The following is a 15,403-nucleotide window of genomic DNA, read 5'->3' on the forward strand; positions in this document are numbered from 1 at the left end:
TTCCTAGAACCATATGCGATCCAACCAGCCCCAAAACGCCAAGTTGCCCCTGATCCGAAACACCGCAATGTGATTATTGGAAAGTTTATCAATCACGTCATGGAACGCGGAAAGAAAACCGTCGCCCAGGGTGTGGTTTATGATATGTTGGAGATAGTTTCCGAAAAGACCAAGCAGGATCCGCTCGAGATATTCGATTCAGCCATTCGCAACGTGTCTCCAGCCGTTGAAGTAAAATCGCGCCGGATTGGCGGCGCCAACTACCAGATTCCGATCGAAGTACGGGGCGACCGGCGGTTGATGCTGGCGATGCGCTGGATTATCAATGCCGCGCGCGGTCAAAAAGGCCGGAAAATGTCGCAGAAACTGGCCGACGAGATCATCGCCGCGGCTAATAGTCAGGGTGAGGCGATCAAGAAAAAGGAAGATGTTCAACGGATGGCCGAGGCGAACAGAGCCTTCGCTCATTTCGCCTAAGCTGCCGGATGGATATGGATTTACCCACTGCCAGTTCAGCCGACCAGAGCGTCCGTTCCCGCCCATTGCGTTGGTATCGAAGGCGCTGGGTTATTGCCGTTGGTGTGGCTGTAATCATACTCGCCGGAGGTTTGGCTTACTGGCGGGTAACGGTGGCGCGTACGATGCCGCAGTTTACCGACTTCGGAATCGACGATGATAGCGGCTCACAGTTGCGCGACCAGTTGCTGGCGGCCACCAAGCGGGTTAAATCAGCTTGGCACGACGATGCCTATCCGATCGTGGTGTCGCTGATGTTCGAAGGGAACAAGGCATCGGAACAGACCCGGCCGATTGTTTATTTTTCCTCGCCCACCGATCTGAATAATGACTTTTTCGTCGAATTTTCACCTGATCTGAAGAGTATTGGTACCAGCGCCTCCGAACCCAAAGAACAGATGCAGCCATTAGTCGGACGACAGGCTCTGACGCCGGATAACTGGCCGATCGGCTATAATGAGATTCTTAGAACGGCGGAAGAAAACGGCGGCTGCCAGTTTCGAAAAGCCCACCCCAAAGCCCAAATCATTATGGAATTATCAAATACTCAGGGCATAGGTTCAGAATGGGCGGTGTATTATGCCGACCGGGACGAAGAGCTGAATATTTCCAAATTAACGGTATTTATCAATTCAATTACCGGACAAGTCAACGAAAAGAAATCATAACTAATTGATTCTATTAGACAAGGAGACTAACCGTGCCCCGAGAGTACAGCCTAGACCACACCCGTAATATCGGCATTATTGCCCACATCGATGCTGGCAAGACCACCGTCAGCGAACGCATTCTTTTTTATACCGGCAAAAAGCATAAAATTGGCGAGGTCCATGAGGGTGAAGCCGAAATGGACTGGATGGAACAAGAGCAGGAACGCGGTATTACCATTACCTCGGCGGCGACCACGTGCGCCTGGAAAGAACACCGGATCAACATAATCGATACGCCCGGCCACATTGATTTTACCGTGGAAGTACAGCGCAGCTTGCGGGTGCTTGATGGCGGGGTGGTGGTATTTGATGGCGTGGCTGGAGTCGAGCCGCAGTCCGAAACCGTCTGGCACCAGGCGGAGAAGTTCAACGTGCCGTTGATCGCTTTTGTGAACAAAATGGATCGAACTGGCGCTGATTTTTACGCCGACCTGGCTTCGATACACGAGCGACTGACCACGCACGCCCACCCTATTCAGCTGCCGATTGGCGCCGAAGAGAATTTTCTGGGCCTGATTGATCTGTTTACCCGCCAGGCCTTTGTGTACAAGGATGAGCTAGGCAAAGAGTGGGAGGTCACCGAAGTGCCGGCCGATATGAAAGAATTGGTGGAAAAATACCGTTCCGAATTGATCGAAGCCATCGCCGAACAAGACGACGTGCTTCTAAACAAGGTGCTGGAAGGCCAGGAGCCAACCATTGAAGAATTAAAAACCGTTTTACGCCACGCAACGATCACTAACAAGATCGTGCCGGTATTATGCGGTTCGGCTTTGAAGAATAAGGGCGTGCAATTCCTGCTCGATTCCGTCAATGATTTCCTGCCCTCGCCATTGGACGTACCGCCGGTTAAGGGCCTGAACCCAAAGACCGAGCAGGAAGAAGAGCGCAAAGCCGATGAAAACGAACCCTTTGCCGCGCTGGCCTTCAAGATTGCGGCCGATCCTTACGTGGGTAAATTATGCTTTTTCCGGGTATATTCGGGCAAATTAACCGCCGGGTCTTATATCTATAACACGACTACGGGCGATAAAGAGCGAATTGGCCGGATTGTGCGTTTGCATGCCAATCATCGGGAAGAAGTGACCGAAGTGTATGCCGGCGATATCGCGGCGGCGGTCGGCCTGAAGAACACTTTCACAGGGCATACTATTTGTGATCCCGACCATCCGATTATATTGGAATCAATCGTCTTTCCTGAACCGGTTATTTCCGTGGCCATCGAGCCGAAGACTAAGGCCGACCAGGAAAAGATGGGTATTGCGTTGGCTCGGTTAACCGAAGAAGACCCGACTTTCCGTGTGAAATCAAACGAAGAGACGAACCAAACCGTGATATCGGGCATGGGTGAACTGCATTTGGAGATTATCGTCGATCGGATGAAGCGGGAATTTAACGTTGAAGCCAATACGGGCGCTCCCCAAGTCGCCTACAAAGAAACCATTCTCGGTAGTGCCGAGGGCGAAGGTAAATACGTGCGCCAATCCGGCGGCCGCGGTCAGTATGGCCACTGTTGGATTAAGGTAGAACCTCGGGAACGCGGCACTGGCCATGAATTTGTCGACGAGGTGAAAGGCGGTGCCATTCCCAAAGAGTTCATCCTCCCTATTCGCAAGGGTGTCAATGAGTCATTGAGCAGTGGCGTGGTGGCCGGTTATCCGATGATCGATATCAAAGCTACGGTCTATGACGGCAGTTTCCACGAAGTCGACTCGTCCGAAGCCGCGTTTAAAATTGCCGGTTCCATGGCGCTCCAAACAGCCTGTAATAAGGCCAATCCGATTATTCTGGAACCAATCATGAAAGTCGAGGTAATTGTGCCGGAACAGTACATGGGCGACGTGATTGGCGATTTGAACTCAAAACGCGGCCAAATACAGGAAATGAAGGATCGGGGCAATGCCAAGGTGGTTGACGCTAAAGTACCGTTGGCTGAAATGTTCGGTTATGCCACCCAACTTCGTTCAATCACTCAGGGTCGGGGCAGCTATAATATGGAATTTCTGGAATACGCCGAGGTGCCCAGACACATCGCGGAGCAGCTCAAAGAAGGCCGCACCGGCGGACGAAAGGGCCGTTAGCGCAGTTTTTCCAAGCTGCCACCAGAGCACTCTAAGTTACTCAATGCGGGGATAAACCCTTGACAAATCCCGCTATAAGAATAAAATAGTAACACTGTCGCATACAAAAATACCTAATATTAGCTCAAAATAATCATATATCAGCCCAAGTTTGGCTGGACTTGCGCAATTGAGAGCACTTTGCTATAATCTCTATTGCGAAACGATAAACAATTAATATTTACTGGGTTAATCTCCCAGACTAAGCCGAGGAATCATCACAATGGCAGACAAATTTGAACGAAAAAAGCCGCATGTAAACGTTGGTACTATCGGGCACGTCGATCACGGTAAAACTACCTTGACCGCGGCGATTTTGAAAGTTTTAAAAGACAAGGGTTTTGTCGCCCAGGACAAGTCAGTCGATCAGATTGACAACGCGCCTGAGGAAAAAGAGCGCGGTATTACTATCGCGACGGCCCACGTTGAATATGAGTCCGAGAAGCGGCATTACGCCCACGTTGACTGTCCGGGCCATGCCGACTATATCAAAAATATGATCACCGGCGCCGCCCAGATGGATGGAGCCATTCTGGTCGTGTCCGCCGCCGAGGGCCCGATGCCTCAGACCCGCGAACACATTCTGCTGGCTTATCAAGTAGGCGTACCGAATATCGTCGTCTACCTAAACAAAGTCGATCAGGTTGACGATCAGGAATTGATCGATTTGGTTGAAGTTGAAGTACGCGACTTGCTAAAGAAATACAAGTACCCCGGCGATACTATTCCGGTAATTCGTGGTTCCGCACTCAAAGCCCTGGAAGGCGATGAGGAACAGGCCAAGAGCATTATGCAACTTATCGAAGCACTCGATACCAGCATCCCGGAACCAAAACGGGCCACCGATCAGCCGTTCTTAATGCCGATTGAAGACATCTTCTCGATTGAAGGTCGCGGCACGGTCGTAACCGGCCGAATTGATCGCGGCGTGGTGAAATTGAACGATGAAGTAGAAATCGTTGGTATCAAACCAACCCAGAAAACTGTGGTCACCGGCATTGAAATGTTCAACAAGTCGCTGGATCAAGGCGAAGCGGGCGACAACGCCGGTATTCTGATTCGCGGCACCAAGAAAGAAGACGTCGAGCGCGGCCAAGTCTTGGCGGCGCCCGGCTCGATTACACCCCACTCTGAATTCGAAGGCGAAGTCTATATTCTGACCAAGGAAGAGGGCGGCCGGCACACCCCGTTCTTCAACGGCTACAAACCCCAATTCTATGTCCGAACGACCGATGTTACCGGAGATGTCACACTGCCCGAAGGTACCGAAATGGTTATGCCGGGTGATACAGTAAACCTGAAGATCAAACTGATTGGCCCGGTGGCGCTGGAAGAGAAAGTTCGTTTCGCGATTCGCGAGGGCGGCCATACGGTCGGCGCCGGTATCGTTACGAAAATTATCAGCTAACCAGATTACTGACACCGCTCGACCGGATCGTTAACAATCAACCGATACCATGCCAAACCCAGTCGCCAACGAGACCACCGATGAAAAGCAGCGCATCCGGATAAAGATTCGGGCGTATGATCACAAGATTATCGACCAATCTACCCGCACGATCATTGATACGGCGGAACGCAGTGGCGCTCAGGTGTGTGGTCCGATACCGTTGCCGACAGAGAAGAGCAAGTATACCGTGATCCGCTCGCCATTCGTACACAAGAACTCCCGGGAGCAATTCGAGATGCGGGTACACAAGCGGCTGATCGATATCATCAATCCAACAGCCAAGACGGTTGATGCGCTGATGAGCCTCAATCTGCCGGCGGGCGTGGATATCGAAATCAAGATGTAAGTAATTCACAACTGAATATAGGGTCCGCCTGCGCTCCTCGATAGAACTCGGAGCTACGGTGGACAGGTAAATAGGTTCCGGGGATGACAATACATGAATTGGTCATCCTGATAGGGGAAAGTCGCGTTAATCCCCGGATAACAATTTGCCATCAAAGACCGGGCTATCCGCTTTTTGCTGGCTACCGGTTTTTTAGATGTATCGATCAATATGAAATTCATTCTTGGTAAAAAAATAGGCATGTCACAGATATTCCGGGACAACGGTGAAGCCGTGCCGGTAACTGTGGTTGAGGCTGGCCCGTGCCCAGTGACGCTGGTTCGTTCCCATGAAAAAAACGGGTATGAAGCTATTCAGATCGGCTTTGGTATGAAGAAAAAACAGACTCGGCCGACCCAAGGACAGCTGAAGGATTTGCCGGCCGTGCGTTACCGACGTGAATTTCGATTGGCCACACCGGGTGAATATAAGCGTGGCGATACCATCAAGGCGGAGCAGTTTAATCCGGGAGATGTGGTGAAGGTAACCGGTATATCAATGGGTAAGGGATTCCAGGGCGTGGTGAAACGGCATGGTTTCCACGGCGGTCCCGCTTCACACGGACACAAAGACAATCTGCGCGCGCCCGGTTCGATCGGCGCCGGCGGCATTCAGCGGGTGCTAAAAGGAACTCGTATGGCAGGCCGCATGGGTAATGATCAAATCACGGTACGAAATCTAGAAGTTGTGGAAGTCTGTCCCGAAGAAAACCTCATCTTGATAAAAGGTGCCGTGCCGGGGGCACGCAACGCGTTATTAAAGATTCAGACGCTGAAAGAGGCGCCGATTGAAAATACGAAGGCATAATTGCATGATCAAACTTAATGTCAAAGATCAGAATGGAAAAGTAGTCGGCGAAACGGTATTAGAGCCGGCAATATTTGAAGCACCTGCAAAGGTTGACTTGGTTCATCAGGTCGCGGTAGCTATGGCCGCAAACGCCCGTCCAGTGTTGGCTAACGTCAAGAACCGGTCGGACGTACGCGGCGGCGGTCGCAAACCGTGGAAACAAAAGGGTACTGGCCGGGCCCGCCAAGGTTCTATCCGTGCGCCACAATGGCGCGGCGGCGGATCAGTGTTTGGCCCGAAGAGTGATCGTAATTTTGCCCAGAAGATCAATAAGAAGATGAAGCGCGCCGCGCTATTTGGTGTTTTAAGTGATCGAGCTAAGCATGAACACGTTTCGATCGTTGATAAATTTGATTTGGATGTCCCTAAAACTAAGTCGCTAGTTACTTTATTTAAAAATGTTGGTTTGCCTCAGAGCGGCGTACTTTTCATAATTCCCAAGAGCAATCTGGCCATCCAGCAATCCGGTCGTAATCTTCCCAAAATCGATATTCGTCCAGCCAATAGTCTCAATGTAGTTGATGCGCTTAACCACCGCCAGATCATTTTTACGAGCGAATCACTAGCGGCATTTACCAATCTCTATATCAAGAAGTAATCATATGAGTTTTCTCGACCGATTCAAGAAGCAACACGATCGCCAACCGGAACGCAGCACCGCGGCTCTCTTGGCGAAATCGGAAACGAAACCCAAAACACCGACCGAATCAAAGTCAGTCGTCAAAACTTCTGCCGCTAAGAAAGCTGACAGCAGTCGTAATCACAAAACAATGCCTGGGGCATTTCGTCTGGTCAGCCGCCCGTTGATAACCGAGAAAACGGCCCAGCTAGGTGCATTGAACAAATATGTTTTTGAGGTTCCGATTTCTGCCAACCGACAGGAAGTGGCTAAGGCGATTCGTAGCATATATAATGTTGCGCCGATCCAGGTAAATATGCTTCGCGTATCGGGCAAGTCGGTACGCTACGGACAGTCCAGCGGAATAACCAAAGACTGGAAAAAAGCCATTGTGACCGTGGCGGCGGGGCAGACTATTAATGTTCAGGACGGAGTATAATCATGGCTATCAAACGATACAAACCTACCACCTCGGGAATGCGCCATGCTAGCGTATTAGTTGATCGTACCTTGACGAAGGAGCGTCCCCACAAGTCATTGATTGAAATAATCAAGCGTACGGGTGGTCGGAATAACCATGGTCGTATTACCGTACGGCATCGGGGCGGCGGGCATCGCCGGTTTTACCGATTGGTTGACTTTCGCCGCGATCAATATGACCAAGTTGCGACTGTGTTGAGGCTGGAATACGATCCAAATCGTACGGCTAACTTAGCGCTGATTCAATATCCATCAGGCGATAAATCGTATATACTAGCACCTAATACTTTAAAGGTTGGCGATAGCGTGGTTTCATCTCGTGACAAAGTCGAGATTAAACCAGGTAATCGGATGCCGTTAAAGCACATCCCGATCGGTATGCAGCTCTATGAAATCGAATTCACGCCTGGTCGAGGCGCCACTCTGGCCCGATCGGCTGGCAACAGTATCGCCCTGATGAGTTTGGAGGGTGATTTCGCCCAACTCAAGCTGCCCTCCGGTGAAATTCGACATTTTTCGAAAGACTGCATGGCGACTATAGGCGTTGTGGGCAATGCTGATCACAAAAATATCCGAATAGGCAAAGCCGGTCGGATGCGGTGGAAGGGCATTCGTCCAACCGTGCGCGGCAAAGCCATGAATCCAGTCGACCACCCACATGGCGGTGGCGAAGGCAAGCACCCGATTGGCATGAAGCATCCGAAGACTCCTTGGGGCAAACCGGCCCTGGGGGTAAAGACGCGGCCACAGAAGAAAGAATCCAATCGTTTGATAATTAAACGAAGGAAATAAATGTCACGGAGCCTGAAAAAAGGACCATTTACCGATCCGAAATTACTCAAGAAATTGGGTAAGTTACGGGTGGGCGATAAAACGGTGATCAAAACCTGGTCGCGAGATTCCGTGATTTCACCGGCGATGGTAGGGTTTTATTTCGGGGTGCACAATGGTCGCGAGCACACATCTGTTTTCGTAGTCGAAAACATGGTCGGGCACCGATTGGGTGAATTTTCACCAACTAAAAAATTCGTGCGCCATGGTGGTCGAATGCAGCGCGATCAAGAAGCGGCTGCCGCTGACGCACAACGCAAACAGGCCGCCCCGGAACCAGACAAGGCCCCAGCCAAGAAATAATTTACGAAGATTATGGAAGTTACCGCCAATTTATATCACTATCGCAGTTCCTCGCTCAAGGTCAGACTGGCTACCCAGTTTGTCCGTGGTCTGCCTGTCGCCAAGGCTCAAGCTCAGCTTCAGTTCTCACCCCGAGCGGCCGCCAAGCCGATATTAAAGCTACTAAATTCGGCTATTGCCAACGCGGAACATAATCACAAGATGTCAACCGAAGGCTTGTATATCAAAGAGTTGCTTGTAACTGAGGGCGCCACACTGAAACGATTTCGCCCCCGGGCGTTCGGCCGCGCCGGCACTATTCGTAAGCGAACTGTCCACGTTACTTTGGTGCTAGCTGACCGTAATGCGGGCAAGACAAAAGAAAAGGTTGCCACAGCTAAGGTGGCCAAAACAGCCGAGGCCAGCCATCCGAAAACGACCGCCAAACCAGACGCCGCGAAAAAATCTACGGCTAAAGCAGCCGATAAAAAACCAGCCGTAACCTAACTCATCTATTACTATGGGACAAAAAGTTGATCCACGCAGTTTCAGACTCAACGGTACCACCACCTGGAAATCGAAATGGTTCAGCCAGAATAATTTTGGTGAACTGCTGGAAATGGATCAGAAGATTAGGACTTACCTGTCAAAGAAGCTGCGTGAAGCCGGTTTGGCTCGGGTAGAGATCGAACGTTCATCGAACGCGCTCACGATTCACTTGCACACATCACGCCCGGGCGTTGTAATCGGCCGGGGTGGCGCGGGCGTTGAAGATCTGAAGAAAATTATCCGTCAAAAGTTTCTCAAGACCAACCAGTCATTGAATGTCAATATTCACGAAGTGGCTCAGCCTTTCTTGAGCGCCGAACTAGTCGTGCAATCAATGATTGATCAGATTGAGAAACGGATGCCATTCCGCCGCGTATTGAAGACTACCATCCAGCAGGTCGAACGAGCCGGCGCGCAAGGAATTAAAGTGATGGTAGCTGGTCGCTTGAATGGCGCCGAGATCGCCCGAACCGAAAAGTTAACCTCCGGTAAAATACCGTTGCATACTATTCGAGCCGATATCGATTACGCTCAGGGCACCGCTCGCACCACCTATGGTGCCATTGGCATCAAAGCCTGGGTCTATCGCGGCGATGTATTTCAAAAAGAAACTCAGAAGCCGAAAGCCTAACGCACGCCTATGCCTTTAATGAATCCCAGAAAAGTTAAACACCGGAAAATGCAGCGCGGTAAACAGCGCGGTTGGGCCAGCCGAAAGACGTTGGTTAATTTCGGCAGCTACGGTCTCAAAGCGGTCACGCCGGCGCTAGTTACCGCACGTCAGATTGAAGCAGCCCGGCGGGCCATTACTCGTTTTGTCCAAAAAGGTGGTAAGATCTGGATTCGCATATTTCCCGATAAACCAGTTACCATAAAAGGATCCGAAGTCAGAATGGGCGGCGGTAAGGGGGCGGTCGATCATTATGTGGCCGTAGTCAAGCCCGGTACGGTCATGATCGAAATGGATGGCGTGGCGGTATCAGTTGCCAAGGAAGCCTTTCGTCTGGCCGCGTTCAAATTACCCGTCAAAACCCGTTTGGTAGTGAAATAACCCATATGAAATTTTCTGAATTACAATCCAAATCGGTCAAAGAGCTGCGTCTGTTACTGGCTGAATTGCGGGAGAAGCAGCGCGAGTTACGTTTTAAAATATCGGCTGACCAACATAAGAATGTCCGGGAAATCAGAGTCGTGAAGAAGACCATCGCCAAGATACTGACCCTGTTGCGACGCGAACCGCGTGAGGTAGTCAAACAAGCTCAACCACCTAAGCAATCATAATACTTATGGAAAAACGTGCTCACAAACGAACGTTAAAAGGTAAGGTGGTATCGGTGGCTATGGCCAAAACCGTGGTAGTCCAGATTGATCGTACCAAAATCCACCCGATCTATCACAAGCGGTACCAAACCAGCCGGCGCTATAAGGCTCACGATCCAGAAAAAAAGTTTCAAGTGGGCGACTATGTAGTAATGGAGGAAACTCGGCCAATTTCCAAGGATAAACGCTGGCGCGTGCTTAAGAAAGTTAATGAAGAAAAGTCATGATTCAACTTGGTTCCAGGCTATCGGTAGCTGATAATACCGGCGCCAAACAACTGGCTTGTATCAAGGTACGTTATGGCTATCAACGGCGCTACGCTCGGATTGGCGATGTCATTACCTGCAGTATAAAGCAGGCCGCTCCGCACTCACAGGTGAAAAAGAGCGATGTGGTTCAGGCGGTGATCGTCAGACAGCGCAAAGAAATGCGCCGATCGGATGGCAGCTATATCCGCTTTGACGATAATGCCGCCGTAATCATCGATTTAAAATCGAAAGACCCCAAGGGCACCCGTATTTTTGGACCGGTGGCGCGCGAACTGCGTGCGCGCGGTTATGCCAAGATAATCTCATTAGCACCCGAAGTCGTTTAAATATATGGCACACAAGATTAAAAAAGGCGACACAGTGGCCATGCGCGCCGGCAAAGACGCGGGCAAGCGAGCTAAGATCACTCAGGTATTTCCAGCCACCAATCGCGTAGTTGTCGACGGTTTAAATGCTTTTACGAAGCATCTCAAGCCACGCCGGCAAAACGAAAAAGGGCAGAAGATTACCGTCAGCGCGCCGGTGGCGATCTCAAAAGTTATCCTGATTTGTCCCAAATGCAGCAAACCAACGCGCGTCGGTTATAAGATATTAGACAATAAACAGAAAGTCCGCGTTTGTCATAAATGTCACGAGGTAATTGATTAAACTCATGAACGCACTCGAAAAAAAATATCGCGAAGAAGTTGTGCCGGCGATGCTAAAAGAGTTTGGTTATCGCAACCGCATGGCCGTGCCAAAAATCACCAAAGTGGTGGTGAATGTTGGTACTGGCGTGCGTGACCCCAAAATACGAGAGGCGGCGGAAGCAAATCTCAAGCGCATAACCGGCCAAAAACCAGTAGTCACCCTGGCCAAGAAGTCGATTTCTAGCTTCAAAGTTCGAAAAGGCATGGAAGTGGGATTGAGCGTAACATTGCGCAAGCAGCGCATGTATGACTTCCTGTTCAAGCTGATCAACGTTACCTTTCCCCGCGTCCGCGATTTTCGCGGCTTAGAACGTAAGGGCATGGATGGGCACGGAAATCTGAATTTGGGATTCAAAGATCACATGGTGTTCCCCGAAATTCGAACCGATGAAGTGGAATTAGTTCATGGTTTAGAAATGGCCGTGGTGACAACTGCCACCAAGGATCAAGAAGCTATGAAACTGCTCGAATTGCTAGGATTTCCTTTTAAGAAAGAAGAGTAATCGCTATGGCCAAAACATCCTGGATCGTCAAAGCACAACGCAAGCCAAAGTTCTCCACCCGGCAGGTCAATCGCTGTTGGCGCTGCGGTCGGAAGCATGCATACATGCGCAAATTCCGCCTGTGTCGCATCTGTTTTCGTGAACTGGCCAATCGCTGTGAAATCCCTGGCGTAACCAAGTCGAGCTGGTAATATTATTTAATCGAACGACCTAAGATTATATGACGACCGATCCCATCGCTGACATGTTAACCCAAATTCGTAACGCCCTACAGGTGAAAAAATCTGAGGTTGTGCTGCCGTACTCAAAAGTAAAGCACGATATCGCATCAATTTTGTCACGCGAGGGATATGTTGGATCGGTGCAAAAGGTCGACGAGGGTTATGGTTGGTTACGCATTGTACTGAAATACGAACCCAATCGTCAACCGTCCATTGCCAGTATCAAACGGATCAGTAAACCAGGCCGGCGCGTATACGCTGCCAAGGAAAAACTGCCCTGGGTATTGAATAATTATGGCGTTGCGATTGTATCAACTTCGCGGGGTATCATGACCAACCGGGAAGCGCGTCGCAAGCGCGTCGGTGGGGAAGTAATTTGTGAAGTGTATTAAATTTTACTATGTCGAAAATTGGTAAAAAACCTGTAGTTATTCCGGCCGGCGTGGATTTCAAGATCAGCGATCGGAATGAAGCCACGGCTAAGGGGTCAAAGGGTGAACTGAAACAGATATTTCACCCCAATGTTGTTATTACGCAAACCGACGGCAGCTTGCTAGTTACCATCAAGGATGAGAACGATCGTTTTCAGAGGGCGCTTTGGGGCTTAAGTCGCGCCTTATTGCAAAATATGATTATCGGCGTTAGCCAGGGTTACGAACGGAAGCTGGAAATCAATGGGGTCGGTTATCGAGCCGCTGTCCAGGGTAAGAGCCTAAATCTTAATGTAGGGTTTTCCCATCCGGTGGATTTTAAACTGCCCGATGGCATCGAAGCCAAAGTAGAAAAAAACCTGGTGACTCTCACCGGAATTGATAAGCAGTTATTGGGTGAAACTTGCGCAAAGATACGGCGTATTCGCCCGCCCGAACCATATAAAGGCAAGGGTATCAAATATATTGAAGAAACCATTCGACGCAAGGCCGGTAAGGTTGTGAAATCTTCCGAAGGTAAATAATCAAAACGATCATGAATAATCACCAAAAAGCGAAACTAGCCGGTCGGACACGTCGTAAGAAACGGGTTCGGTCACGAGTGGTCGGGACTGCCGAGCGTCCCCGGTTGAGCGTGTTTCGCAGCTTGAAACATATTACTGCGCAGTTAATCGACGATACGGCCAGCCGGACTCTCGTATCAGTTTCGGATCAGTCATTGAAGAATAAGCTAACTGGTGTTGCGGCTGCTACCGCGGTCGGTGAGGCGATAGCCATCAAAGCGGCGGAGAAGAAAATAGCTAGCGCCGTGTTCGATCGCAATGGCTACCGATATCATGGACAAGTCAAAGCCATGGCCGAAGGCGCCCGAGCCAAAGGTTTACAATTTTAGTACCTACGATAATGATGGCCGAAAAGAATCAAGATCAGAAAAAAGATCGGCGCCGATCCGGCGGACGGAACGAGCGTAAGGAATCAGAATTTGACCAACGCGTGATTGAAATCAGCCGCGTCACTCGGGTAATGGCGGGCGGCAAGCGCATGCGATTTCGGGCTTGCGTGGTGATCGGCGATAAGAAACAACGCGTCGGTATGGCCTTAGCAAAGGGTGCCGACGTATCGCTGGCTGTTAATAAAGCGGTAGCTCGGGCACAGAAACACATGATTTTGGTGCCAATGATCAACGAGACAATTCCGCACGCCGTCAGTTTCAAATTTAAAGCCGCCCACGTACTGCTCAAACCGGCGCCTCAAGGATCGGGTGTTGTCGCCGGCGGTCCAACCCGGGCTGTTGTCGAATTGGTCGGCATCAAGAATATCGTTATAAAAATGCTAGGCTCACGCAATAAGATTAATAATGTCCAGGCCACGATGGAAGCTCTCAAAAGCCTGAAAGACGCAAAGCCACAAAACCATGGAACTCGCACTCCACAACCTGAAGCCAAATAGCCGTAAACGCCGGCGGCGAGTCGGTCGAGGCAACTCGTCCGGTCGCGGTACGTATTCGGGTAAAGGCATTAAAGGCCAGAATGCCCGTTCCGGCGGTGGAACCCGCCCGGGATTCGAAGGCGGCCGCATGCCCTTGATTCGGCAGATACCAAAAAGCCGGGGTTTTCGTAGTTTCCACCTGAAGTTTGAGGTGGTAAATATTGGTGCGCTGGAGGCTAATTTCAAGCCGAATGAGCTGGTTACGCCCGCAAAAATGTTGCACAAAAAACTGATTACCAGCCCCAAGGGCGGCATTAAAGTATTGGGTAACGGCCAATTGACAAAAAAGCTCACGATTGTGGCTGACGCATTTTCAAAATCGGCCGAGGATGCTATAAAGAAGGCAGGCGGTTCATTTAAGGTTCGGACTTAACCACCAACCCATGTTCGACAAATTACGCCAGCTCTGGCAAACCCGCGATTTGCGTCAGCGTATACTGTACGTTTTGGCTTTGTTGATCGTTTTTCGGTTTGCGGCGCATATTCCAGTACCGGGAATCAATACCGAAAATCTCAAACAGTTTTTTAATTCCAATCAAGTACTGGGGTTGTTGAACATATTTTCTGGCGGCGCACTGGAAAACTTTTCCATTGTCATGATCGGATTAAGCCCCTACATCACGGCTACGATTATCATGCAATTGCTCCAGATGGTAATTCCGCGGTTGGAAGAGATCGCCAAAGATGGGGAACGCGGCCAGCAGCAGATTAATCAGTACTCGCGTTTATTGACCATCCCGCTGGCCATTTTGCAGGCTTACGGAACCATTAACCTGTTATCGCGCGGTGGGAAACAGCTAGCCGGTGTGGCCAGTTCAGCCGGAATTATTGGCAATTTATCCTTATTCCAAACCATAACCGCCATTGCTACGATTACGGCTGGTAGTATGTTTTTGATGTGGATCGGAGAGTTGATATCTGAAAAAAAAGTTGGCAACGGTATTTCGTTGTTGATCTTTGCCGGTATTATTGCCGGATTGCCGGCTGGAATTCAGCAAACCGTAGCGCTATTTGATGCTACCCAGCTGCTTAATCTGCTGATGTTTGTGGTAGTGGGAGTAATTACTATTGCTGGAGTCGTATTCATTACTGAGGGACAAAGGAATATTCCAGTTGCATATGCCCGTCAAATAAGGGGCAACCGGATGTATGGCGGCACAACTTCCCATCTGCCAATGCGGGTCAACCAGGCTGGTGTAATCCCGATCATCTTCGCGATTTCATTGCTGCTAATTCCGCCTGTATTGGCTCAGTATTTTGCTCAATCCCAGTCATCTGTTTTAGCCAGCATTTCCGGCGGCGTGGTGACACTGTTTAATAATCAATTCTTCTATGGTGGGTTATATTTCCTGCTGGTGGTTGTATTTACGTATTTCTATACCGCAGTTATTTTTCATCCAGAAAAAATAGCCGAAAACGTCCAAAAGCAGGGTGGATTTATTCCAGGTATCAGGCCGGGCCGTCAGACAGCTGAATATTTGAATAAAGTAAGTAATCGAATACTATTGGCTGGGGCGTTATTCCTTGGCGTGATCGCGGTGTTGCCGTTCGCTATGCAAGCTGTTACTGGAATTTCGTCACTCATTCTCGGTGGCACCAGCCTGCTAATCGTGGTTAGTGTAGTTATCGAGACCGTGAAACAGATTAGCTCGCAAATGCAAATGCGGGACTATGAAGGGTTTTAGGAATCA

Annotated in this window: 25 protein-coding genes; all 25 read left to right on the plus strand. The window is 50.0% G+C overall.

Features of this window, described 5'->3' with window-relative positions; translation table 11 throughout:
* Window positions 1-18 precede the first annotated feature (18 nt).
* The 25 genes from rpsG to secY all read left to right on the plus strand — a co-directional run bounded on the left by rpsG (window position 19) and on the right by secY (window position 15,397).
* Window positions 19-477 (plus strand): 30S ribosomal protein S7, encoded by a 459-nt coding sequence (gene rpsG / locus WC734_04980; GenBank protein ID MFA6198471.1) that lies wholly within the window; start codon window positions 19-21, stop codon window positions 475-477.
* Window positions 478-491: 14 nt separating this feature from the next.
* Window positions 492-1,184: a hypothetical protein gene (locus WC734_04985; GenBank protein MFA6198472.1), complete on the plus strand. Its 693-nt coding sequence runs from the start codon at window positions 492-494 to the stop codon at window positions 1,182-1,184.
* A 32-nt stretch (window positions 1,185-1,216) separates the two neighbouring features.
* The gene (gene fusA / locus WC734_04990; GenBank protein MFA6198473.1) at window positions 1,217-3,307 is read left to right on the plus strand and encodes an elongation factor G; all 2,091 of its coding nucleotides are present in this window, start codon (window positions 1,217-1,219) and stop codon (window positions 3,305-3,307) included.
* Window positions 3,308-3,569: 262 nt separating this feature from the next.
* Entirely contained in the window at window positions 3,570-4,754 is a 1,185-nt protein-coding gene (gene tuf / locus WC734_04995) for an elongation factor Tu (GenBank protein MFA6198474.1), read from the plus strand.
* Between the two features lie 49 nt (window positions 4,755-4,803).
* On the plus strand, window positions 4,804-5,142 hold the full coding sequence (rpsJ, locus tag WC734_05000; protein MFA6198475.1) for a 30S ribosomal protein S10: 339 nt from the start codon (window positions 4,804-4,806) through the stop codon (window positions 5,140-5,142).
* A 210-nt stretch (window positions 5,143-5,352) separates the two neighbouring features.
* Window positions 5,353-5,988 carry a 50S ribosomal protein L3 gene (gene rplC / locus WC734_05005; GenBank protein MFA6198476.1) on the plus strand — a complete coding sequence of 212 codons (636 nt, stop codon included), beginning with the start codon at window positions 5,353-5,355 and terminating at the stop codon, window positions 5,986-5,988.
* A gap of 4 nt (window positions 5,989-5,992) precedes the next feature.
* Complete coding sequence (gene rplD, locus WC734_05010; protein ID MFA6198477.1) at window positions 5,993-6,628, plus strand: 50S ribosomal protein L4; 636 nt, start codon at window positions 5,993-5,995, stop codon at window positions 6,626-6,628.
* 4 nt (window positions 6,629-6,632) lie between these two features.
* Complete coding sequence (gene rplW, locus WC734_05015) at window positions 6,633-7,088, plus strand: 50S ribosomal protein L23 (protein ID MFA6198478.1); 456 nt, start codon at window positions 6,633-6,635, stop codon at window positions 7,086-7,088.
* Between the two features lie 2 nt (window positions 7,089-7,090).
* Complete coding sequence (gene rplB / locus WC734_05020; protein MFA6198479.1) at window positions 7,091-7,921, plus strand: 50S ribosomal protein L2; 831 nt, start codon at window positions 7,091-7,093, stop codon at window positions 7,919-7,921.
* Window positions 7,922-8,263, plus strand: coding sequence for a 30S ribosomal protein S19 (rpsS, locus tag WC734_05025; protein ID MFA6198480.1), 342 nt, complete (start codon window positions 7,922-7,924; stop codon window positions 8,261-8,263).
* Window positions 8,264-8,275: 12 nt separating this feature from the next.
* Entirely contained in the window at window positions 8,276-8,749 is a 474-nt protein-coding gene (rplV, locus tag WC734_05030; GenBank protein ID MFA6198481.1) for a 50S ribosomal protein L22, read from the plus strand.
* A gap of 13 nt (window positions 8,750-8,762) precedes the next feature.
* Window positions 8,763-9,422: a 30S ribosomal protein S3 gene (rpsC, locus tag WC734_05035; GenBank protein MFA6198482.1), complete on the plus strand. Its 660-nt coding sequence runs from the start codon at window positions 8,763-8,765 to the stop codon at window positions 9,420-9,422.
* A gap of 9 nt (window positions 9,423-9,431) precedes the next feature.
* Window positions 9,432-9,842 carry a 50S ribosomal protein L16 gene (gene rplP / locus WC734_05040; protein ID MFA6198483.1) on the plus strand — a complete coding sequence of 137 codons (411 nt, stop codon included), beginning with the start codon at window positions 9,432-9,434 and terminating at the stop codon, window positions 9,840-9,842.
* Between the two features lie 5 nt (window positions 9,843-9,847).
* Entirely contained in the window at window positions 9,848-10,072 is a 225-nt protein-coding gene (gene rpmC, locus WC734_05045) for a 50S ribosomal protein L29 (GenBank protein MFA6198484.1), read from the plus strand.
* A gap of 5 nt (window positions 10,073-10,077) precedes the next feature.
* Complete coding sequence (gene rpsQ / locus WC734_05050; protein ID MFA6198485.1) at window positions 10,078-10,338, plus strand: 30S ribosomal protein S17; 261 nt, start codon at window positions 10,078-10,080, stop codon at window positions 10,336-10,338.
* Complete coding sequence (rplN, locus tag WC734_05055) at window positions 10,335-10,706, plus strand: 50S ribosomal protein L14 (protein MFA6198486.1); 372 nt, start codon at window positions 10,335-10,337, stop codon at window positions 10,704-10,706. The genes rpsQ and rplN overlap by 4 nt, the downstream gene beginning before the upstream one ends.
* 4 nt (window positions 10,707-10,710) lie before the next feature.
* The gene (gene rplX, locus WC734_05060) at window positions 10,711-11,028 is read left to right on the plus strand and encodes a 50S ribosomal protein L24 (GenBank protein ID MFA6198487.1); all 318 of its coding nucleotides are present in this window, start codon (window positions 10,711-10,713) and stop codon (window positions 11,026-11,028) included.
* Between the two features lie 4 nt (window positions 11,029-11,032).
* Complete coding sequence (rplE, locus tag WC734_05065) at window positions 11,033-11,572, plus strand: 50S ribosomal protein L5 (GenBank protein MFA6198488.1); 540 nt, start codon at window positions 11,033-11,035, stop codon at window positions 11,570-11,572.
* Between the two features lie 5 nt (window positions 11,573-11,577).
* Window positions 11,578-11,763 carry a type Z 30S ribosomal protein S14 gene (locus tag WC734_05070; protein MFA6198489.1) on the plus strand — a complete coding sequence of 62 codons (186 nt, stop codon included), beginning with the start codon at window positions 11,578-11,580 and terminating at the stop codon, window positions 11,761-11,763.
* A gap of 29 nt (window positions 11,764-11,792) precedes the next feature.
* Window positions 11,793-12,185 carry a 30S ribosomal protein S8 gene (gene rpsH, locus WC734_05075; GenBank protein MFA6198490.1) on the plus strand — a complete coding sequence of 131 codons (393 nt, stop codon included), beginning with the start codon at window positions 11,793-11,795 and terminating at the stop codon, window positions 12,183-12,185.
* A gap of 8 nt (window positions 12,186-12,193) precedes the next feature.
* Window positions 12,194-12,748 carry a 50S ribosomal protein L6 gene (rplF, locus tag WC734_05080; GenBank protein MFA6198491.1) on the plus strand — a complete coding sequence of 185 codons (555 nt, stop codon included), beginning with the start codon at window positions 12,194-12,196 and terminating at the stop codon, window positions 12,746-12,748.
* An 11-nt stretch (window positions 12,749-12,759) separates the two neighbouring features.
* Entirely contained in the window at window positions 12,760-13,116 is a 357-nt protein-coding gene (gene rplR, locus WC734_05085; protein ID MFA6198492.1) for a 50S ribosomal protein L18, read from the plus strand.
* 14 nt (window positions 13,117-13,130) lie between these two features.
* A complete protein-coding gene (gene rpsE, locus WC734_05090) occupies window positions 13,131-13,673 on the plus strand; it encodes a 30S ribosomal protein S5 (GenBank protein ID MFA6198493.1) in 543 nt (180 codons plus the stop codon).
* Window positions 13,639-14,085: a 50S ribosomal protein L15 gene (gene rplO, locus WC734_05095; protein MFA6198494.1), complete on the plus strand. Its 447-nt coding sequence runs from the start codon at window positions 13,639-13,641 to the stop codon at window positions 14,083-14,085. The genes rpsE and rplO overlap by 35 nt, the downstream gene beginning before the upstream one ends.
* 10 nt (window positions 14,086-14,095) lie before the next feature.
* A complete protein-coding gene (gene secY, locus WC734_05100; GenBank protein MFA6198495.1) occupies window positions 14,096-15,397 on the plus strand; it encodes a preprotein translocase subunit SecY in 1,302 nt (433 codons plus the stop codon).
* Window positions 15,398-15,403 lie beyond the last annotated feature (6 nt).

The sequence above is a fragment of the Patescibacteria group bacterium genome (assembly GCA_041661625.1).
Taxonomy (GTDB): Bacteria; Patescibacteriota; Patescibacteriia; order JAHIZJ01; family JAHIZJ01; genus JBAZUB01.